This window comes from Flavobacterium sp. YO12, assembly GCF_004119495.1.
Classification (GTDB): domain Bacteria; phylum Bacteroidota; class Bacteroidia; order Flavobacteriales; family Flavobacteriaceae; genus Flavobacterium.
This window is the reverse complement of sequence record NZ_NRQU01000048.1, coordinates 1-23,639: the sequence shown is the minus strand read 5'-3', so window position 1 is coordinate 23,639 and position 23,639 is coordinate 1. Positions and strand designations below refer to the sequence as shown.

Below are 23,639 nucleotides of genomic sequence, written 5' to 3'. Positions count from 1 at the left end.
ACGAAAAAGGTAATAATAAAAAGGTTATATGTCTGAAGAGAGAGTAATAAGAATAAATAAGGTTTTAAGGGAATTAAATATCTCGTTAGAAAGAGCTGTTGATTATCTAAAAGATAAGGGTATTGCTATTGATGCAAATCCAAACGCGAAAATTTCTGACAGTGAGTTTAATATCCTGCAAAGCCAATTTGCGGGCGATAAGGGGAATAAGGAAGCTTCTAAAGAGGTTGGAGAAGAGAAAAGAAAAGAAAAAGAAGCATTACGTGTAGAGCGTGAGAAAGAAATTGAAGACAAACGCAGACAAGATGAGGAGCGCCAAAAGCAACAGGAGATTATAAAAGCGAGAGCGGTTGTAACTGGACCTGTGCAAGTAGGTAAAATAGATTTAAATCCGAAGAAACCTGCAGTTGTTTCTACTCCTACTGAGGAGCCAGTTAAAGCTGAAGAGCCAAAAGCAGTTATTACTCCAACTCAACCAGAAAAACCAGTTCAGAAAGAAGTTGTACAGCCTGAGCCAGCGGCTCCTGTAGTTTCTGAAGAAAAAAAGGTAGAGAAACCTATTATTACAGAGAAAAAAGAAGTTAAAGCTGAAGTTTCAAAAACAGCGCAAGAGCCTATTGTTTCAACAGATCCTGCAACTGCCGAAGAAACAATCACTACTCAATACCAGAAATTATCTGGAACAACTCTTACGGGGCAGACAATTGACTTATCTCAATTTAATAAACCTAAGAAAAAGAAAGAAGATCCTAAAATTACGCCTAATAAACCGGGTGCGCCAGGTGTTGGGAATAATGCTAATAAGAATAAGCGTAAAAGGATTGCTCCTAAACAAGGAACTCCAGGGGCGCCAAAACCTCAAGGGGCTGGTAATGCACCGGGGACTCCAAATCCAAACAAGATAACGCCAAACAACGGCGGTGGCGGATTTAATGCAAACAGAAGTGCGAGACCTGGTTTTGTAAAAGGAAACCGTCCGGCTATTGTAGCTAAAGTTGAGCCTACTGAAGAAGAAGTAAAAAACCAAATTAGAGAGACTCTTGAAAAACTTCAAGGTAAAGGAGGGAAATCTAAAGCGGCTAAATATAGAAGAGATAAAAGAGAAACGCACCGTCAGAAATCTGATGATGAGCAAAGAGCTCTTGACGAAGGAAGTAAAACAATTAAAGTTACTGAATTTGTTACTGTAGGTGAAATTGCCATCATGATGGATGTGCCGATTACAAAAGTAATTGGAACTTGTATGTCTTTGGGTATCATGGTTACTATGAATCAGCGTTTAGATGCTGAAACATTAACAATTGTAGCTGATGAATTTGGTTACGAAGTTGAGTTTATTACTGTTGATATCGAGGAAGCTATCGAGGTAGTTGAAGATAAAGAAGAAGATTTAGTAACTAGAGCGCCTATTGTTACTGTAATGGGGCACGTTGACCACGGTAAAACATCTTTACTGGATTATATTCGTAAAGAAAATGTTATCGCTGGAGAGTCGGGTGGTATTACACAGCACATTGGGGCTTATGGAGTTACTCTTGATAATGGTCAGAAAATTGCATTCTTAGATACACCAGGTCACGAGGCGTTTACCGCGATGCGTGCACGTGGAGCTCAAGTTACAGATATCGCTATTATCGTAGTAGCTGCGGATGATGATATCATGCCGCAAACAAAAGAGGCAATTTCTCACGCACAAGCTGCGGGAGTGCCAATTATATTTGCAATCAATAAAATTGATAAACCAAATGCTAATGTTGAGAAAATTAAAGAGCGTTTGGCCAGTATGAATTTACTTGTTGAAGATTGGGGTGGAAAAATTCAGTCACATGATATTTCTGCGAAAGTTGGAACAGGAGTAAAAGAATTATTAGAGAAAGTTTTATTAGAAGCTGAAATCTTAGATTTAAAAGCGAATCCAAATAAAGCTGCACAAGGAACTGTTGTTGAGGCTTTCTTGGATAAAGGAAAAGGTTATGTTTCGACAATTTTAGTACAACAAGGTACGTTGAAAATTGGAGATTATATGCTTGCTGGAAAACACCATGGAAAAGTTAAAGCAATGCATGATGAAAGAGGTCATACAGTTTTAGAAGCTGGTCCTTCGACTCCGGTATCTGTTTTAGGTTTAGATGGTGCTGCAACTGCTGGTGATAAGTTTAATGTATTCGAAGATGAAAAAGAGGCTAAGCAAATTGCGTCTAAACGTTCTCAGTTAATGCGTGAACAATCTGTGCGTACACAACGTCATATTACACTTGATGAAATTGGTCGTCGTATTGCTCTTGGTCAGTTTAAAGAATTGAACGTAATCCTTAAAGGAGACGTTGATGGATCTGTTGAAGCATTATCAGATTCGTTCTCTAAACTTTCTACTGAAGAAATTCAAATTAATATTATCCATAAAGGTGTTGGTGCAATTACAGAAACTGACGTTATGTTGGCCTCTGCTTCTGATGCGATCATTATTGGATTTAACGTTCGTCCTGCTGGAAATGCTAGACAGCTTGCTGATAAAGAAGAAATTGATATCCGTTATTATTCTATTATTTATGCAGCTATCGATGACTTGAAAGATGCAATGGAAGGAATGTTAGCTCCTGAAATGAAAGAGGAAATTTTAGGAACGGCTGAGATTCGTGAGATTTTCAAAATTTCTAAAGTTGGTTCAATTGCAGGATGTATGGTAACTGACGGTAAGATTTTAAGAAGCTCTAAAATTAGAGTTATTAGAGATGGAGTTGTGGTACATACCGGAGAATTAGTTGCTTTAAAACGTTTTAAAGATGATGTTAAAGAAGTTTCTAAAGGTTATGACTGTGGTATCCAAATAAAAGGATTCAATGATATTGAAATGAATGATGTTATTGAGGCTTATCATGAAGTTGCTATCAAAAAGAAACTTAAATAGTAGAATTTCTATTTTAGATATAAATCCCGATTTTTTCGGGATTTTTTTTGTTTAAAACTGTTTGGCATTGATAAGAGATTTTTTTTGCTAGGTAATATGTTTTGATGTTTTCTTTGTAGGATGTCTTGCTGCGTGTTGTTGGGTTTGATTAATAGGATGTGTTGATAGGTTCGTTTTAAAGAGATTATGGAAGTCAAAGGTTGAAAAAGAGTAATTGTAAGGGTGGTTTGTGGAAGTTTGGTGTATAGGGTTGTTTTTTTTGATAAACAAAGCGCTGTTTTGGTCTGGTGGCAAGTTGTCAGAAATGGTTTTTAGGAGTGGTGCTTTTGTTATGATGTTTGGTTATGATAAAACGAAGTAGTTACTGCTGAAAATGAAAAAAAAATAAATTTTGGATTTGGGCTTTGTGTTTAGATGTTGGTTTTTGTTTGGTATTTTTAAATACCTCGTTATAATAAAAAACCACAAAAAAAACTCAGTGGAGAGTTGCTTTTGTGGTTCTTTATTTCTTGTTGTTTTTGTTTTTTATTTATTCGGCTTTAGCAGGAATACATTTTTGTATTTTTTCTTGATGTCTGCTAGATTTCTTTCTGCTTCAATTCTTGACTTAAAACTGCCTACAATTACTTTGTAGTTTGGCGTATTGAAAATTATTGTGCCATCAATGTTTGAGTATTCTCTTTTAAAGTCAGCCAGCGTTTTTTTTGCTTCGTCGCTTTTCCCGCTGAAAATTTGAATTCTATAAGAATCATTTGTACTTATTGATGTGTTAAATTTACGTTTCTCGTTCATTAATTGCTCAAATTTGGGATCTTGATTTACTGTTAAATTTTGATCTTGAGCATGAATATTGTTTGCTAAAGCAAAGATTGCTAATGTTAAGAAAACGTTTTTTGAAGGGGTTAAAATTCTCATAATGTGATGGTTTTTGTGCAAAAATAATATTTAAAGTTTGTATGGAAAATTTTAATATTATTTAGAATTGATATAAATTGATATTTAAGAGTATTTTAAGGTTTTGAGAATAGTTCATAAGTCGTATTTTTGTGCAAGTTTTAAAAGAAGGTATTAATTTTAGTCTGATTTACTACAGAAAAAATCATACCAAAAATTAGTAGATAATTATTATACTATATGAAAAAGGTGGGTAACCATAATTCGATCTCCAGAAAATTATTACTTAGTTTATCGCTAACGTTAATTTTCTCCCTAACTTCATTTGCTCAAGATCCTGCTGCTCCTGCGGCTCCTGAAGCTGCTGCTCCGGCTGCGACTACAGGTGGTGATCCAGTAAAAGGGAAAGAACTTTTTAATGCAAATTGCGCTGCATGTCACAAATTAGATGCTAAATCAACAGGTCCTGCTTTAAGAGGAATTGCGGATAAGCACGATAAAGCTTGGCTTTATAAATGGGTGCATAACAGTTCTGACATGATTAAGTCAGGTGATCCTGTTGCGGTTAAACTTTTTGAGGAAAACAATAAAGCAGTAATGACTTCTTTTCCTCAATTATCTGAAGGCGATATTGATAATATTATTGCTTTTACTTCTGAGAAAAAAGCTGAGCCTGCTGCTGGTGCGCCAGGAACTGTTCCTCCTGGACAAAAAGTTGAAGGCGGCGGTATTTCTAACAATATTATTTTAGGAGCTCTTGCTCTTGTGATGGCTATTTTAGTTGTTATGTTGTTCATGGTGAACAAAGTATTAACTAAAGTTGCAAGTAATAACGGAATTGAAGTTGCGCCAAAAGAAGGCAGAACTCCAATTTGGAAAGCTTTTGCTAAAAATCAATTTTTAGTTTTAGTTACTTCTATATTTTTACTTTTAGCTAGTGGTTATTTTGTATACGGTTACTTGATGCAGGTAGGTGTTGATCAAAATTATGAGCCAATTCAGCCAATTCACTATTCTCACAAAATTCACGCTGGAGATAATGAGATCAATTGTAAATATTGTCACTCTGCTGCACGTGTAAGTAAAACTGCTGGTATTCCTTCATTGAATGTTTGTATGAACTGTCATAAAAATATTTCTGAAGTTGCTGAGACTACTGCTACTGCAGAGTACAGTAAAGCATTCTACGATGGAGAAATTCAAAAATTATATGATGCTGTTGGATGGGATAAGACTAAACAGGCTTATACTGGAAAAACTAAGCCTGTAAAATGGGTTCGTATTCATAATCTTCCTGATTTTGTTTATTTCAATCACTCTCAACACGTTTCTGTTGCAGGAGTTGAATGTCAAACTTGTCACGGTCCGGTACAAGAATTTGAAATCATGAAGCAATACTCTAAATTAACAATGGGATGGTGTGTTGATTGCCATAGAAAAACTGATGTTAAGATGGAAGGAAATGCATATTATGATAAAATTCATGCTGAACTTTCTAAAAAATACGGTGTAGAGAAATTAACTGCAGCGCAAATGGGAGGTTTAGAATGCGGTAAATGCCACTATTAATCGAATTATTAAGATTTTAATATTTATATACAATGTCATCAAACAAAAAATACTGGAAAAGTGTTGAAGAACTAGAAAATAGTTCTATTGTTGAGGCGCTTAGAAATAACGAATTTGTTGAAGAAATTCCTACTGATGAATTTTTAGGAAATGCAGATGCTTTAGCTACATCTGGAACTTCACGTCGTGACTTTTTAAAGTACGTAGGATTTAGTACTGCGGCAGTTACACTTGCTGCTTGTGAAGGTCCTGTGCACAAGTCTATCCCTTATGTATTACAACCAGAGCAAATCATTCCTGGTGTTGCAGATTTTTATGCAACTACTGTTTTTGATGGTTTTGATTTTGCAAATCTTTTGGTAAAAACTCGTGAGGGTCGTCCAATTAAAATTGAGAACAATACTATTTCTGGAGCTAAATTTTCTGCTAATGCTAGAATTCATGCATCTATCTTAGGATTATACGATAGTATGCGTTTGAAAGAACCTAAATTAGATGGAAAAAATAGCAGCTGGTCAGCAGTTGATTTAAAAATTAAATCAAGTTTAGCTGATGCAAAAGCAAAAGGAGGTCAAGTAGTATTATTAACAAATACATTAGCAAGTCCATCTACTGAGAAATTAATAGGTGAGTTTATTGCTAAAAATCCAAATGCTAAACATGTAGTTTACGATGCGGTTTCTTCATCTGATGCGCTAGATGCTTTTGAAACTGTTTATGGTGAAAGAGCTTTAGTAGATTATGATTTTTCAAAAGCTTCATTAATTGTATCTGTTGGTGCTGATTTCTTAGGAGATTGGCAAGGTGGTGGATATGATGCTGGATATGCAAAAGGACGTATTCCTCAAAACGGAAAAATGTCTCGTCATTTTCAGTTTGAATCAAATATGACATTATCTGGAGCTGCAGCTGATAAGCGTGTTCCAATGACGACAGCTGATCAAAAACAAGCTTTAGTTCAAATTTATAATGTTGTTGTTGGTGGTTCTGTTCCGGTTTCTTTAGATGCTAAGTTTAAAGCGGAAGTTGAAAAAGCAGCTCAACAATTAAAAGCAGCTGGTTCTAAAGGAATTTTAGTATCTGGCTTAGAGGATAAGAATGCACAATTATTAGTTTTAGCTATTAATCAAGCATTGTCTAGTGAAGCTTTTAATACAGCTGAAACAAGACAAATTAGAAAAGGTTCTAATGCTGTAGTTGCTCAATTGTTAAAAGATATGAATGCAGGAAGTGTTCATACTTTAATTATGAGTGGAGTTAATCCTGTTTATACTTTAGCTGATTCTGCTTCTTTTGTTTCTGGATTGAAAAAGGTAAAAACGTCAGTTGCTTTATCTTTAAAAGAAGATGAAACTGCTGCTATATCAACAATCGCTGCACCAGTTCCTCATTATTTAGAGTCATGGGGAGATTTAGTGATTACAAAAGGAACTTATAGTTTAACACAACCTACAATTCGTCCAATTTTTGATACAAAACAACTTCAAGATGTTTTATTGTCATTAAATGGTGTTACAGGAAATTTCTACGATTACCTTAAAGCCAATTCAGGGTCAATTATCGCAGGATCTTCTTGGAACAAAGTTTTGCATGATGGTGTTTTTGCATACGGTTCAAGTGCTTTAAATGGTGGTTCTTATGATTATGCAGGTGCTGCAAGTGCACTTTCAAAATCAAAAGCTGCTGGAGAGCTTGAATTAGTTTTATATACTAAAACTGGAATGGGAGATGGACAACATGCAAACAATCCTTGGTTGCAAGAGTTTCCAGATCCAATTACAAGAGTTTCGTGGGATAACTATGTTACGGTTTCTAATGCAGATGCAAAGAAATTTAATTTATCAAATGAAATTGTTGCAAACGGTGGTTTGAATGGTAGTTATGCTACTATTACTACTGCAGATGGAACTAAATTAGAAAATGTACCTGTAATTGTTCAACCTGGACAAGCAGTTGGTACAGTTGGTTTAGCTGTAGGTTACGGTCGCAAAGCGGCTTTAAAAGAAGAAATGCAAGTAGGTATTAATGCTTACGCTTTATATAAAAACTTCAATAATGTTCAAGCTGTTTCGATTGTGAAAGCTAATGGAGAGCATGAGTTTGCATGTGTTCAAGGGCAAAAAACATTAATGGGAAGAGGAGATATTATTAAAGAAACAACTTTAAAAATATTTAATACTGAAGATGCTAAACATTGGAACGAACAACCAATGGTATCTTTAGATCACCAAGAAGTTGAAGCTACTACTGTTGATTTATGGGAATCATTTGATCGTTCTACTGGACATCACTTTAACTTATCAATCGACTTGAACGCTTGTACTGGATGTGGGGCATGTGTTATTGCTTGTCATGCAGAAAACAACGTTCCTGTAGTAGGTAAATCTGAAGTTAGAAGAAGTCGTGATATGCACTGGCTGCGTATTGACAGATATTATTCTTCTGAAAGTACTTTTGCTGGAGATAACGAAAGAAAAGAAGGTATTGCTGGTTTATCTAGTTCATTGTCTACATTCAATGAAATGGAAAAACCTGGAGATAATCCTCAAGTAGCATTCCAACCTGTAATGTGTCAGCACTGTAATCACGCACCTTGTGAAACAGTTTGTCCGGTTGCTGCGACTTCACACGGTCGTCAAGGTCAAAACCACATGGCATACAACAGATGTGTTGGTACTCGTTACTGTGCTAATAACTGTCCTTATAAAGTTCGTCGTTTTAACTGGTTCTTATACAACAAAAACAGTGAATTCGATTATCACATGAATGATGATTTAGGTCGTATGGTATTGAATCCAGACGTAAATGTACGTTCACGTGGTGTTATGGAAAAATGTTCTATGTGTATTCAAATGACACAAGCTACTATATTAAATGCTAAAAAAGAAGGCCGTTCAATTGTTGATGGAGAATTCCAAACAGCTTGTTCAAGTGCTTGTTCTTCTGGAGCAATGATATTTGGTGATGTTAATGATGCCGAAAGTAAAGTTGCTAAATTAGCGGCTGATGATAGATCATATCATTTATTAGAGCATGTAGGAACAAAACCTAATGTGGTTTACCATGTTAAAGTTAGAAATACTTAGAATAAATTATTAATAAGAAACAATATAAAGGATTATGTCGTCTCACTACGAAGCACCCATTAGAAAACCTTTAGTTATAGGTGATAAATCATATCACGATGTAACTGTAGATGTGGCAGCACCTGTTGAAGGTCCTGCAAATAAACAATGGTGGATTGTATTTTCAATCGCATTAATAGCCTTCCTTTGGGGGTTAGGTTGTATAATTTACACCGTATCTACCGGTATTGGAACATGGGGATTAAATAAAACAGTTGGTTGGGCTTGGGATATTACTAACTTCGTTTGGTGGGTTGGTATTGGTCACGCTGGAACTTTGATTTCTGCAGTACTATTACTTTTCCGTCAACGTTGGAGAATGGCTATTAACCGTTCTGCAGAAGCTATGACTATTTTCTCAGTAGTTCAAGCAGGTTTATTTCCAATTATTCACATGGGGCGTCCATGGTTAGCATACTGGGTTTTACCTATTCCAAACCAGTTTGGATCTTTATGGGTAAACTTTAACTCACCATTACTTTGGGACGTATTTGCGATTTCAACTTATCTTTCAGTATCATTGGTTTTCTGGTGGACTGGTTTATTACCTGATTTTGCAATGCTTCGTGATAGAGCTATAACTCCGTTTAATAAAAGAGTTTATTCTATCTTAAGTTTTGGATGGAGTGGTAGAGCTAAAGATTGGCAGCGTTTTGAAGAAGTATCATTGGTATTAGCTGGTTTAGCAACTCCTCTTGTACTTTCTGTACATACAATTGTATCGATGGACTTTGCTACTTCTGTAATTCCAGGATGGCATACAACAATTTTCCCTCCATACTTCGTTGCTGGAGCAGTATTCTCAGGATTTGCGATGGTAAATACATTGTTAATCGTTATGAGAAAAGTTTCTAATCTTGAAGCGTATATCACATTACAACACATCGAATTGATGAATATCATTATTATGATTACAGGTTCGATTGTAGGTGTTGCTTATATCACTGAGTTATTCGTAGCTTGGTATTCTGGAGTGGAGTATGAGCAATATGCGTTCTTAAACAGAGCTACTGGACCTTACTGGTGGGCATATTGGTCAATGATGACTTGTAACGTTTTCTCTCCACAGTTTATGTGGTTCAAAAAACTAAGAACAAGTATCATGTTCTCATTTATTATTTCGATTGTGGTAAACATCGGAATGTGGTTTGAAAGATTCGTAATTATTGTTACTTCTTTACATAGAGATTATCTTCCATCTTCTTGGACAATGTTCTCACCAACATTTGTTGATATTGGAATTTTCATCGGAACAATTGGTTTCTTCTTTGTATTGTTTTTATTATACTCTAGAACATTCCCTGTAATTGCACAGGCAGAGGTTAAAACAATTCTAAAAGGAACAGGAGATAATTACATTAGAGAAAGAGCAAAAAATAAAGATTCACATCATGAGTAATAAAGTAATATACGCCATTTATAATGACGATGATATTTTGATGGATGCAGTAAAGAAAACTAGAGCTGCACATCATCATATTGAAGAGGTTTTTACTCCATTTCCTGTTCACGGATTGGATAAAGCAATGGGTTTAGCACCAACAAGATTAGCAATTTGTTCTTTTCTTTACGGATGTGTTGGTATTTCATTTGCTACATTTATGATGAGTTATATCATGATTCACGATTGGCCGCAAGATATTGGAGGGAAGCCTAGTTTTAGCTTCATTCAAAATATGCCTTCTTTTGTGCCTATTATGTTTGAGATGACTGTGTTTTTTGCAGCCCACTTAATGGTTATTACTTTTTATATGAGAAGTAGATTATGGCCTTTTAAAGAAGCTGAAAATCCAGATGTAAGAACAACAGATGACCATTTTTTAATGGAAGTTGCTGTGAATAATAATGAAGCAGAACTAGTTACTTTTTTCGAAGGAACTGGAGCTGTTGAAGTTAAAGTAATTGAAAAGAATTAATTGTAGCTATGAAAAGGATATATAAAATAACACTTTTAGTTGGTATAACTATTTTAGTTTCATCTTGCCACAATAATTCGGCACCAAACTATCAGTATTTCCCTAATATGTATGAGTCTTTGGCGTATGAGCCATATGCAGAGGCAAAAGTATTTAAGGGTGGTAAAGAAGGACAGCTTCCTGTAGAAGGAACTATCAATAGAGGTTTTGAGCCTTATGAGTATGAAAATTCAACTGCAGGTTATGAATTGGCGAAAGCTAATTTAAAATCGCCTTTGACTGAAGCAGAAAAAAGTTCTGAAAAAGGAAAAGAACTTTTCGATATTTACTGTATAAGCTGCCATGGTGCAACTGGAAATGGTAAAGGTAAATTAGTTGAAAGAGAGAAATTTCTTGGAGTACCTAGCTATAAAGACAGAGAGATCACCGAAGGAAGTATCTTTCATGTTGAGACTTATGGTTTAAATGCAATGGGTTCGCATGCAAATCAATTAAGTGCCCACGAACGTTGGTTAGTTGCTGACTATGTTCTAAAACTAAAAAGCCAATTATAATTGTTGAACAAACTGATCGTAATAGATATGTATACATTTTCAAGTAAATTAAAAACTTTTTCTTTCATCCTAATGATCGTTGGTATATTAGGAATAGGATATGGTTTTTTAACTGCTCCTAAAGATATTCAAGAAGTTGAAAAAATTCTTGCTGCAGATGCTCATGGTTCTCATGGTGCTGCACATGAAGCAACAGCAGAAGCTTCTCATACAGAAGCTGGGCATCACGAAACTGCTGAGGCATCTCATGATTCACATAAAGGTGGTGAACATGCAAAAGTTAATGCCGCTGATGAACATACAGAACATTTAAACCATGTACTGCACCAACTACAAAATAAACCATGGTCTGCATTGTATGTAGCTTGTATTTTCTTTTTGTTGCTTTCAATGGGAGTTTTAGCATTTTATGCTATTCAACAAGTTGCACAAGCAGGTTGGTCTCCAGTTTTGTTTAGAGTAATGCAAGGTATTACAGCTTATTTACCAGTTGGTTCTGTAATTTTCTTTATTATATTGGTTCTTTGCGGACTGCATTTTAATCATATTTTTGTATGGTTGGGTGAAGGTGTTACGGATCCGAAAAGCCCTAATTATGATGCAATTATTGCTGGTAAATCAGGATATTTAAACTTTCCATTTTGGATTGTTAGAGCAGGTATCTTTTTATTAGGATGGAATTTATACAATTATTTCTCTAGAAAAAATTGTTTAGCTCAAGACGAAGCTAATGACGATTTGTACTACAAGAAGAACTTTAAGGCATCAGCAGGATTCTTAGTATTCTTTATTGTGTCTGAATCTATTATGTCATGGGATTGGATTATGTCATTTGACCCACACTGGTTTAGTACATTATTCGGATGGTATGTTTTTGCTTCTTTCTTTGTAAGTGGAATCACAACAATCGCTTTAGTGACTATTTATTTAAAATCTAAAGGATATTTAGAGTTTGTTAATACAAGCCACATTCACGATTTAGCTAAATTCATGTTTGGTATTAGTATTTTCTGGACATACTTATGGTTCTCTCAGTTTATGTTAATTTGGTATGCAAATATTCCTGAGGAGGTTACTTATTTCATCACAAGAATTCAATTGTATAACTTGCCATTCTTTGGTGCTGTGGTTATGAATTTTGTTTTCCCATTGTTAATCTTAATCAATACAGATTTCAAACGTCTAAGTTGGATTATTGTAATGGCTGGTATTGTTATTTTATTAGGACATTATATTGATTTCTTTAATATGATTATGCCTGGTACAGTAGGAGATAAATGGTTTATTGGAGTTTCTGAAATTGCGTCTATTCTTTTCTTTTTAGGATTGTTTATTTTTACAGTATTTACTGCATTAACTAAATCTCCTTTGGTTGCAAAAAGAAATCCTTTCATAGAAGAAAGTAAACATTTTTCATTATTAATATTTAAAGAAATAAACAGATGACAAGTTTGTTGGTAATTGTAGTTTTAGTTTTATTAGCAGTTGCATTATGGCAATTGACCAAGATATTTGATCTTACTCAAGTAGGATCTTCTTCGGACGATTCTCAGGTTGCATCAGATAATGATAATAATATTCAGGGATATATTATGTTTGGCTTCTTAGCTTTCATTTATATATTTACTATTTATGGTTTACTAAAATGGGGTAATTTAGTACTTCATACACCAGCTTCAGAGCATGGTCTTTTAGTAGATAATTTGATGAATATTACCTGGGTATTAATTTTTACAGTACAAGTTATTACTCAAGGCTTATTACATTGGTTTTCTTTTAAAAATAGAGGACATAAAGATAAAAAAGCTTTATTCTTTGCAGATAGTAATAAATTAGAAGCAATTTGGAGTATCATTCCATCTGTAGTTCTAGCTTGTTTAATTCTTTATGGATTATACGCTTGGAATAATATCATGTTTGTTGATAAAGATGAAGATGTTGTAGAGATCGAATTATATGCTCAACAGTTTAAATGGACTGCAAGATATGCAGGTCAAGATAATGTTTTAGGAAAAGCAAACGTTCGTTTAATTGAAGGAATTAATACATTAGGAGTTGATATGTCTGACCCTAATTCACAAGATGATATTGTAGTTTCTGAGCTTCATATTCCTAAAGGTAAAAAAGTGCATTTTAAAATGCGTTCTCAAGATGTACTGCATTCAGCTTATTTTCCTCACTTTAGAGCACAAATGAACTGTGTTCCTGGTATGGTTACTGAGTTTGCTTTTGTGCCAACTTATACTACTGCTGAATACAGAGAGTTGCCATTTATGGTTGAGAAAGTTGCAAACATCAACAAATTAAGAGCTGAAAAAAGTATTGAGTTAGTTGCAAAAGGTGGTACAGCTTTAGATCCTTATACATTTGATTATTTATTATTATGTAATAAAATTTGTGGAGCTTCACACTATAACATGCAAATGAAAGTTGTTGTAGATACTCCAGAAGAATATAAAAAATGGTTAAGCGAGAAAACTACTTTAGCTCAGGATATTAAAGCGGCAGCAGCTGCTAAAAAGCCTGAAGCAGAAGGTGCTGCACCAAGTGATACTACTGCAAAAGTTATCGATACTGTAAAAGCAGTTGTAGATACAGTTAAAGCAGCTGTAGCTAAAGTTGCGATGAAATAATATTATTAAGAAAATTTAAAGTACACATATATGTCAGCAGAAGCGCACGGTCACGATCACGGACACGATCACGAGCACGAACATCATCATAAAGACACGTTCATTACTAAATATATTTTTAGTATTGATCACAAAATGATCGCTAAGCAATACTTGATTACAGGTATTATCATGGGGATTATTGGTATCGCTATGTCTTTGCTTTTCAGAATGCAATTGGCTTGGCCAGAAGAGTCTTTTAAAATCTTTAATGTTTTATTAGGAGATAAATTTGCACCTGATGGTGTAATGGCAAATGATATTTATCTAGCTTTAGTTACAATTCACGGTACCATTATGGTATTCTTTGTACTGACAGCTGGTTTAAGTGGGACTTTTAGTAACTTACTTATTCCGCTTCAAATTGGAGCGCGAGATATGGCTTCTGGATTTATGAATATGATTTCATACTGGTTGTTTTTCTTATCTGCTGTAGTTATGTTATGTTCTTTATTTGTTGAGGCTGGACCAGCTTCTGCAGGTTGGACAATTTACCCACCATTAAGCGCTTTACCACAAGCGATCCCTGGATCTGGAACTGGTATGACTTTATGGTTAGTTTCGATGGCTATCTTTATTGCATCTTCTTTAATGGGATCATTAAACTACATCGTAACGGTTATTAACTTAAGAACAAAAGGAATGTCTATGACTAGACTTCCACTTACAATCTGGACGTTTTTCGTAACAGCTATTATTGGTGTTATTTCGTTCCCGGTTTTATTATCTGCAGCTTTATTATTGATTTTCGATAGAAGTTTTGGTACTTCATTCTTCTTATCTGATATCTATATTGCAGGAGAGGTTTTACATTACCAAGGTGGTTCTCCAGTATTGTTTGAGCACTTATTCTGGTTCTTAGGTCACCCTGAGGTTTATATCGTAATCTTACCAGCGATGGGTCTTGTTTCTGAAATTATGGCTACGAACTCTCGTAAACCAATCTTCGGATATAGAGCGATGATTATGTCAGTTCTTGCAATTGCATTTTTATCAACTATTGTATGGGGGCACCATATGTTTATCTCTGGAATGAATCCTTTCTTAGGATCTGTGTTTACCTTTACAACTTTGTTAATTGCAATTCCATCTGCTGTAAAAGCGTTCAACTGGATTACAACTTTATGGAAAGGTAACTTACAGTTTAACCCTGCAATGTTGTTCTCTATTGGAATGGTTTCTACTTTCATCACTGGAGGTTTAACTGGAATCATTTTAGGAGATAGTACTTTAGATATTAACGTTCACGATACTTACTTCGTAATTGCTCACTTTCACTTGGTAATGGGTATCTCTGCACTTTACGGAATGTTTGCTGGTATTTACCACTGGTTCCCTAAAATGTACGGAAGAATGTTAAATAAAAACTTAGGTTATATTCACTTTTGGATTACTGCAGTTTGTGCTTATGGGGTTTTCTTCCCAATGCACTTTATCGGATTAGCTGGTTTACCAAGACGTTATTATACAAATACTAACTTCCCATTATTTGATGATTTGCAAAATGTGAATGTTTTAATTACAACATTCGCTCTTGTAGGAGGAGCTTTCCAATTAGTATTCTTGTACAACTTCTTTAGTAGTATTTTCTACGGTAAGAAAGCAGTTCAAAATCCTTGGAGATCTACAACATTAGAGTGGACTACACCTGTTGAACATATTCACGGAAACTGGCCAGGTGAAATTCCTCACGTATATCGTTGGCCGTATGACTATAGTAACCCAAATCATGATGTAGATTTTGTTCCTCAAAATGTACCAATGAAAGAAGGTGAAGAAGTTTTACACCACTAAAATAATAGAAAGACTGTCAGAGATGACAGTCTTTTTTTTATGTGTTATTTTAAATAGTTAAATTGTTACTGTTTACATACTGATTTACTTTGTATATCTTTGTAAAATGAATGAGAATTTAGATCCAACAACCAAAGGATATAACCCAGAAGAATTAGATCTTGAAAAGAGATTACGCCCATTGTCATTTGATGACTTTGCTGGACAAGATCAGGTTTTAGAAAACTTAAAAGTTTTTGTTGCCGCTGCAAATCAACGTGGCGAGGCGCTTGATCATGCGTTATTCCATGGACCTCCAGGACTTGGAAAAACGACTTTGGCTAATATTCTGGCAAATGAATTAGAGGTTGGAATAAAAATTACTTCTGGCCCCGTTTTAGATAAACCTGGTGATTTAGCAGGATTGTTAACAAATCTTGATGAAAGAGATGTTTTGTTTATTGATGAAATTCATCGTTTAAGTCCTATCGTTGAAGAATATTTGTATTCGGCAATGGAAGATTTCAAAATTGATATTATGATTGAATCTGGCCCAAATGCTAGAACAGTGCAGATCAATTTGAATCCGTTTACTTTGATTGGCGCAACAACTCGTTCAGGATTATTAACGGCTCCAATGAGAGCACGTTTTGGTATCTCATCTCGATTACAATATTATTCTACTGAACTTTTGACAACAATTGTAGAAAGAAGTGCAGGGATATTAAAAATGCCTATAGATCTTGAAGCTGCAATTGAAATTGCAGGCCGCAGCCGCGGAACTCCTCGTATAGCAAATGCACTACTGCGACGAGTTCGTGATTTTGCACAAATAAAAGGTAATGGTACTATTGATATTGAGATTTCTCGTTACGCATTAAAAGCTTTAAATGTTGATGCGCATGGTTTAGATGAAATGGATAATAAAATACTATTAACTATTATAAATAAGTTTAAGGGAGGGCCGGTCGGGCTATCTACTTTGGCTACAGCCGTATCTGAAAGCAGCGAAACTATTGAGGAAGTGTACGAGCCTTTCTTGATTCAAGAGGGATTTATTATGCGTACGCCTCGTGGTCGTGAAGTTACGGACAAAGCATATAAACATTTAGGTAAGTTAAATACAAATATTCAAGGAGGTTTGTTTTAGCAGTTATGTCTAATAATGTAAAATATAAGTACCCAAATAAATTATCAATAGTTCGATTTTTTAAAGATGCTGAAGGGGTTAGAAAAAATCCGATTCCTTTTCATAATAGATATTTTGAGAAATTTGGAGATTCTTTCTCCATTAGAATTGGTTTCTCAAAGCATATCATTTTGTCGAGAGATAATGAAATTGCGCAATATATTTTAGTTAAAAATCAAAAGAATTATCATAAATCTAAATTTCAATCTGTATATCTTTCTAAGTATTTAGGGAAAGGTCTTTTAACCAGCGATGGTGATTTTTGGTTAAAGCAGAGACGTCTTATCCAACCAGCTTTTCATAAACAAAAAATGAATCAGTTGGTTGATAATATGAATATAACTATTAGTGCAGAATTGGATAATCTCGGTGAAGAAAAGCCGATAGATCTTTTTCCAATAATGAGTAATCTGGCATTTAATGTTGTGGCAAAATCTTTGTTTCAGCTTGAAACTGCGGAAAATAAATTCGAACGAATTAAATTTATTATTGAAGAAGTACAGCATTTTTTAATTAAAGAAATTCGGCTTCCGCATAAGGCTTGGTGGTTCTCATTAAGTGGTCAAGTAAAAAAGCATCTCAAGTTAGCAGAAGAGAATAATAGTATTATTCGTGAAATTATAGAGGAACGAAAAGCTTCAAAGGAAGAAATAAATGATTTATTGAATATGCTTTTAGATACCAGATACGAAGATACTGGTGAAAGCATGTCTGTAGAGCAATTGATTGATGAAATTAAAGTTTTGTTTATTGCAGGACATGAAACAACTGCAAATGCTTTAACATTTACACTTCATTTGTTAGGCAGTAATCCAGAAGTACAAGAAAAAGTTTTTGAAGAAATTTGTCAAATTGAATCGCAAACTGAAAATGTTATCGAGCAACTTCAAAAAATGACCTATTTGAATGCCGTTTTGAACGAATCTATGCGTTTATATCCGCCCGCTTGGATTACAGACAGACAGAATCTTGAAGATGATTCTTTTGGGCAGTTTAAAATAAAGAAAGATACTCTTATAGGTGTTTCTTTTTATGAACTGCACCGCAATCCTAAATATTGGAAGAATCCAGATGAATTCATTCCTGAACGATTTCTAGGTGAGCAAAAAAAAGAGTCAATGCAATATTTTTATCCCTTTGGTGCAGGACCAAGGATGTGTATTGGAACTGGCTTTGCCATTTATGAAATGTGTCTTACAATATCTCAAATTGTAAAAAAATATGTGATTAAATCTAATGACAGTGTAATACTGTTTAATCCATTAATTACTTTAAAACCTGTTAATGTTAAAGCCTCATTCTCTAAAAGATGCTGATTAATTCTAAAGAGACATATTCAAAATTTATAAAATCTGAAGCTAAACGACTTGGCTTTATTTCGTGTGGAATATCTAAAGCTGGTTTTTTAGAACAAGAAGCTCCACGGCTTGAGAAGTATCTAAAAAACAATTACAATGGTCAAATGGCCTATATGGAGAATCATTTTGATAAGAGACTTGACCCAACTTTATTGGTTGATGATGCAAAAAGCGTTGTTTCTCTATTGCTTAATTACTATCCTTCGGAAGTTCAAAATGAGGAAAGTTTTAAAATTTCCAAATATGCATACGGTCAGGATTATCATTTTGTTATAAAAGAAAAATTAAAAGAATTTCTTCATTCAATTCAAGAGAATATTGGAGAAGTTTCTGGTCGCGCTTTTGTTGATTCTGCGCCAGTTTTGGATAAAGCCTGGGCGGCAAAAAGCGGTTTAGGATGGATTGGCAAAAACAGTAATTTAATTACTCAAAAAGTTGGTTCTTTCTACTTTATAGCAGAACTTATTTTAGATTTAGAGTTAGAATATGATCATGCAGTAACGGATCATTGCGGTTCTTGCACAGCTTGTATTGATGCTTGTCCCACACAAGCTATAGTCGCACCATATGTGGTCGATGGCAGTAAATGTATATCGTATTATACTATTGAATTGAAAGAAAATATGCCACATGAAATGAAGGGAAAATTTGACGAATGGATGTTTGGATGCGACACTTGTCAAGATGTTTGTCCTTGGAATCGATTTTCTAAACCACATTCAGAACCATTGTTTAATCCGAACCCAGAATTGCTTTCTTTCTCTAAAAAAGATTGGCTTGAAATTACCGAAGAAACTTTTCGGTTAGTTTTTAAAAATTCGCCTATTAAAAGAACAAAATTTGATGGACTTAGGCGAAATATTAATTTCCTAGAATAAATTTACTCTTTCTATTTTACATTCCTATTTAAAGAAACTTTTCTTCTTATAAAATAAAAACACACAATATTGATTTTTAATTAGTTATGTGTGTTTTGTTTGTTTTGGCACCATCTATTTTGTAGGATAATTTTACGGATTAATCATTCAAATCTCGTCATGCTGTTTTTTCTGTAAAATTTTAAGAAATTTCTGCTGTTTTGTTGTCAGATTGTTATGTTTTTAAGGTTTAAAGGTTAATTTGTTTTTAAGGATTGTGCATTTCAACGTTTTTTCATGTAGTTTATCGACTAATGTAGTTAGTATTGAGGTCTTTGTATACTTTCGCAGCACCAAATTTACTTAACTAACCCCCAAAGACATTGTGTCTTGAACCTAAATGCATTATGGTCCAAACGCTTAACTATCTTTTGTGCGATTTTGAAAAGCTCTTTTTCAATTATCCTAAATCCGTTTACATTATTTTTTCGTATCTGTATTATAATCTGAAGGCCAAATTTTGGTTTTCAGCTTCCAAATTTTCTATACTCCCAACTAATACCCTGTTTGTCTATGCGTAACTTTACTTTTAGCATGCCTAGTTTTGCTAGGTTCATTTTTGTTGTTTTGTTATTTCTGTCAGCATCTATAAATACATTTGCACAAGTTTGTGGTACACCTGGAGTTGATGGCCCTATAGCGATAACAGGTTCTGTAAATACTTATTTCCCAATTAGCGGTGATATCACTTTAAATGCTGGGGCTCAATCTATTTTATTAGGTAAAGTACCAGATACAGACAGGCATAATAATAATTTTGGTGGAACTCCAATTTCTGCAGGAGATTTGATCTTAATTATTCAAATGCAGGATGCTACAATCGATTATAGAGATAATGCTAATTATGGTTCAGGAATTACAACGAGTGGTTCAGACTCTAAAGGGGGTACGGGATTTACTAATATTGGTAATACTGGTGTTTTTGAGTATGTTATTGCGACAAATAATGTACCAATAACGGGAGGGAACTTAACATTTAAAGGCACAGGAAGCAATAACGGTGTTAGAAATAGTTTTTATAATGCAATTGCGACAACATCAACAGGGAAGAAGACATTTCAGGTTATAAGGGTGCCTCAATATTCTAATTTAACGCTAAATTCGGACATAACTACACCGCCCTTTAATGGAGTTGCGGGTGGCGTAATTGCTTTTAATGTTTCAGGAACATTCAATTTTAACGGAAAGAAAATTGATGGAAATGCGAGAGGATTTAGAGGAGGATTTAGTCCTCAAGCTTATTCAGGTGCAAATAATGCATCTATATACGTAGCGAATACTTCAAATACGATTGTTTCTGGAAAAGGAGAAGGAATTGCAGGAACCCCTCGATTTATGTGGGACGGTTTTAATCAGGTTGATAATGTTGTTGAAGGCATGCCGGGAGGTTCTGCAGGTAGAGGAGCCCCTGCTAACGCAGGTGGAGGTGGTAACGATCATAATACAGGCGGCGGCGGCGGCGGTAACGGCGGTTTCGGCGGTTTAGGTGGTTATGGCTGGCAGGGATTTCCTGGAGGAGATCGCTGGCCAAACTTTACAGGAGGAGGAAGGCCGGGCTTTAAATCTTATACTCAAACTATACCACCATTAACTCGCCTTATTATGGGGGGTGGTGGTGGTGCCGGTGATGCCAATAATGCTGTTGATGGAGTGAAAGGAGGTGTTGGAGGTGCTATTGTACTTATTAATGCAGGGACTGTTCAAGGGACGGGAACAATTGAAGCCAATGGTGGAGATGGAGCTCCGGGAGTTTACTCAGGTTCACCAGATGGTGCCGGAGGAGCAGGAGCAGGAGGAACGGTATTATTAAATATTTCTAATAGTAGCACAGGGGCTATTACCATTAATGCAAAGGGAGGAAATGGAGGAAATACAGAAAGAGATACTAACAATGAACACGGGCCCGGTGGTGGTGGTGGTGGTGGGGTTATTAGACACAATATTGTCGGTTCAGTAGCAATTACTACAAATGTAAATGGAGGGGGAGCTGGAGTGACAAGAGGAGCTGCTAATAACGTTGGTAGTACATCCCATGGAGCAGAGCCTGGAACAGATGGACATGTATCGACTTTTACTTCTCAGGATCTACCGCCTAATTTACAAGTAAATGCAAGTTGTTTTCCTATTTTGGAGACAACAGTAAGGGCATTAACAACAAGTGAAGTATGTGGTTCGATTGGTGAGAAAGTTACATATGAGATTCAAATAAAGAATACTGGAGCAGGAAATGCGGCTGGAGTTTTATTAGATTTCTCTTTTCCAGCAAGTATTGAATTTGATGCTGCAACAGCATCTTATTCAACGGAGGCTTCAGGTCCCTCTGGGGCTTTGTCTAGTACAGGCTCAGCTAATAATCCTTTAATTGGAAATTTTAATATTGCACAAAACGGAGTTGTCACTATAACTTTAGTTGGAAGAATATCAGGTACACTTGCTGCAGGGAAACATAGTTCTAGTGCGCAAGCTCAGTACTTAGATCCAACTCGAAGGCTAGATGCCACTAGAAAAATAACTGCTGCTTTAAATGGATATGGTACAGTAAATAAAAAATATGAAGGAGCGAACCAAGCAGATGTTCCGGGAACAAATTTTAATGGCACTGGTTCAACAATAATAGTTGATGATATTACAATTTTGGCACTGCCAGCAGCTCCAACAGTTAATACAACTCAGGGAAATTGTACAACTCCAACTGGAACTATAACGGTTACAGCACCTGCGAATGGCCCGAACGTAAGTTATACTTTAACAGGAACAAATCCAGTAACTGCATCAACAAATAATGCAACTGGTGTTTTCCCTGGCTTGGTATCAGGAACTTATCAAATAACCACAACCAATGCACAGGGATGTACTTCGCTTCCAACTACTGGGATATCAATTACTGCGGTTTCAGGAGCACCTACAGCTACGGGGGTTTCAATTTGTGTAGGAGGATCTGGATTGTTAACAGCTACATCTACATGTTCTAGTAATTTTGTGAATTCAGGAACTACAATATCAGGTACTTGGAGTGCGACTACTGACCCAACAGCTTTAAGACCTACCACTAGTATGAGTAATTCTAGTAGTTGTGGGTTTGATAATAATAGTAGTAGAAATTACGTTGCCATTCCTTTCCAAGTAAGTACTTCTGGCTATTATATATTTGAGATGGATACTAGTGCTAGTAGTGATCCTATGGGGTATATTGTTTCGGGAGCTTTTGTACCTGGTAGTTGTTCAACAGGTAATTGGATTAAGGGTGATGATGATAGCGCAGGAAGTAGACTCCCTCGATTAGGCACCACCGGATCAGGTCCAGGAGCTATGAATTTACAAATTGGAATTACTTATACCTTAATATCTACTACCTATTCAAATGCAAACGGTACGGGGACATTTTCAGGTAATTTTTCATGGAAAATAACCCAATCACCTAATGGGGGACAGATAATGTTACAGACTCCGGGAACTATTAATTGGTATACTGTAGCATCTGGCGGTACGTCAATAGGCTCAGGAAACTCTTTTAACCCTGTGGGAGTTGCAGGTTCAGGGATACAAGATACAAATACAGCTAAATCTGTTACTTTTTATGCGGCATGTTCTAGTAATCCAAGTTGTAGAACGGCAGTTAACTTTGTCATTAATGAAAAACCAACTATAACAGGAATAGTACCAGCATCACGATGTGATTCAGGATCGGTTACTTTAGAAGCAACGGCTTCATCAGGAACAATCAATTGGTATACTGCAGCAACAGGAGGATCTATAGTAGCGACAGGAACAAGTTATAAAACACCAAGTTTATCTACAACTACAGATTATTATGTAGAGGCTGTAGCTAACGGATGTACTTCTGCAGTTAGAACTAAAGTTACAGCAACAGTAAATACGACACCAACAATTACTAGTACAACTCCTAGGTCAGGATGTGCAGGAGAAACAGTTATTTTGTCTGCATCAGCCTCGGCAGGGACAATCAACTGGTATAGCAACGTGACAGGAGGAATCTCGTTAGGAACAGGTACAAATTTTACTACACCGAATTTATCTGCAACTACTACTTATTATGTAGACGCTACTAGTAATAATTGTACTACCGGATCTAGAGTTGCAGTAGCAGCTACAGTATATCCACTTCCAACAGCATATGCGGTTACAGGTGGTGGAACATATTGTACAGGAGGAATAGGATTTGCAGTTGGATTAAGCAATTCAGATAGTGGAGTAAGTTATCAATTACAATTAGGAGGAGTGAATAATGGAACTCCTGTTATAGGAACGGGTACTGCGATCAGTTTTGGAACAAAAACAGCAGCAGGAACTTATACTGTTGTTGCAACTAATACTAATTCGGGAACATCTTGTACTGCTACAATGACAGGAAACGCTGTTATTACTATAAGTACTTTTCCAGCTGCATTAGCATTAACAGGAAGTACTATTTGTGTTTCACCTGGAGGAAACGGTACAATTACCTCTTCAACTTCAGTAAGCGGAGTAAATTATCAATTATATAATTCAAGCAATACACCAGTTCAAGGATCAATACCTGGAACTGGATCAGGTTTAACATGGTCAAATCTTATTGCAGGAAATGGATATTATGTAGCGGCTACTAATGCATCAAACTGTTCAACAAATAGTAATACAGTTAATGTAGCGACTACCCCAAATCCAGCTGCACCAGCAGTTGGAATCACAACACAGCCGACATGTACAGTTGCTACAGGAAGTGTTGTATTGAATGGTTTACCATCAGGAACTTGGACGATCAAC

At 35.5% G+C, this 23,639-nt stretch carries 13 protein-coding genes and 1 pseudogene; 13 read left to right on the top strand and 1 reads right to left on the bottom strand.

What is annotated here, in order from left to right:
• Nucleotides 1–28 precede the first annotated feature (28 nt).
• Nucleotides 29–2,908 carry a translation initiation factor IF-2 gene (infB, locus tag BOW55_RS15045; RefSeq protein WP_129024778.1) on the top strand — a complete coding sequence of 960 codons (2,880 nt, stop codon included), beginning with the start codon at nt 29–31 and terminating at the stop codon, nt 2,906–2,908.
• Between the two features lie 525 nt (nt 2,909–3,433).
• Here infB and BOW55_RS15040 read toward each other — a convergent pair.
• The gene (locus BOW55_RS15040; RefSeq protein WP_129024777.1) at nt 3,434–3,823 is read right to left on the bottom strand and encodes an SPOR domain-containing protein; all 390 of its coding nucleotides are present in this window, start codon (nt 3,821–3,823) and stop codon (nt 3,434–3,436) included.
• Between the two features lie 219 nt (nt 3,824–4,042).
• Between BOW55_RS15040 and BOW55_RS15035 the strand changes: the two genes are divergently transcribed.
• The 12 genes and pseudogenes from BOW55_RS15035 to BOW55_RS14980 form a co-directional block, all read left to right on the top strand.
• Nucleotides 4,043–5,371: a c-type cytochrome gene (locus tag BOW55_RS15035; protein WP_089052707.1), complete on the top strand. Its 1,329-nt coding sequence runs from the start codon at nt 4,043–4,045 to the stop codon at nt 5,369–5,371.
• 32 nt (nt 5,372–5,403) lie between these two features.
• Entirely contained in the window at nt 5,404–8,457 is a 3,054-nt protein-coding gene (locus BOW55_RS15030; RefSeq protein WP_129024776.1) for a TAT-variant-translocated molybdopterin oxidoreductase, read from the top strand.
• Nucleotides 8,458–8,491: 34 nt separating this feature from the next.
• Nucleotides 8,492–9,895, top strand: a complete 1,404-nt coding sequence (nrfD, locus tag BOW55_RS15025; protein WP_089052709.1) for an NrfD/PsrC family molybdoenzyme membrane anchor subunit — start codon at nt 8,492–8,494, stop codon at nt 9,893–9,895.
• A complete protein-coding gene (locus BOW55_RS15020) occupies nt 9,888–10,412 on the top strand; it encodes a DUF3341 domain-containing protein (protein WP_089052710.1) in 525 nt (174 codons plus the stop codon). The genes nrfD and BOW55_RS15020 overlap by 8 nt, the downstream gene beginning before the upstream one ends.
• A gap of 8 nt (nt 10,413–10,420) precedes the next feature.
• Complete coding sequence (locus BOW55_RS15015; RefSeq protein WP_089052711.1) at nt 10,421–10,966, top strand: cytochrome c; 546 nt, start codon at nt 10,421–10,423, stop codon at nt 10,964–10,966.
• A 27-nt stretch (nt 10,967–10,993) separates the two neighbouring features.
• Entirely contained in the window at nt 10,994–12,412 is a 1,419-nt protein-coding gene (locus BOW55_RS15010) for a quinol:cytochrome C oxidoreductase (RefSeq protein WP_129024775.1), read from the top strand.
• Nucleotides 12,409–13,599, top strand: coding sequence for a cytochrome c oxidase subunit II (locus BOW55_RS15005; RefSeq protein WP_129024774.1), 1,191 nt, complete (start codon nt 12,409–12,411; stop codon nt 13,597–13,599). The genes BOW55_RS15010 and BOW55_RS15005 overlap by 4 nt, the downstream gene beginning before the upstream one ends.
• 30 nt (nt 13,600–13,629) lie before the next feature.
• On the top strand, nt 13,630–15,432 hold the full coding sequence (locus BOW55_RS15000; protein WP_089052714.1) for a cbb3-type cytochrome c oxidase subunit I: 1,803 nt from the start codon (nt 13,630–13,632) through the stop codon (nt 15,430–15,432).
• 106 nt (nt 15,433–15,538) lie between these two features.
• Nucleotides 15,539–16,561 (top strand): Holliday junction branch migration DNA helicase RuvB, encoded by a 1,023-nt coding sequence (ruvB, locus tag BOW55_RS14995; protein WP_089052715.1) that lies wholly within the window; start codon nt 15,539–15,541, stop codon nt 16,559–16,561.
• A 5-nt stretch (nt 16,562–16,566) separates the two neighbouring features.
• Nucleotides 16,567–17,916, top strand: a complete 1,350-nt coding sequence (locus tag BOW55_RS14990) for a cytochrome P450 (RefSeq protein ID WP_129024773.1) — start codon at nt 16,567–16,569, stop codon at nt 17,914–17,916.
• Nucleotides 17,910–18,836: a tRNA epoxyqueuosine(34) reductase QueG gene (gene queG / locus BOW55_RS14985; protein WP_164975041.1), complete on the top strand. Its 927-nt coding sequence runs from the start codon at nt 17,910–17,912 to the stop codon at nt 18,834–18,836. Before BOW55_RS14990 ends, queG begins: the two co-directional genes overlap by 7 nt.
• A gap of 552 nt (nt 18,837–19,388) precedes the next feature.
• Nucleotides 19,389–23,639: pseudogene (locus BOW55_RS14980) on the top strand (hypothetical protein); the annotation flags it as partial.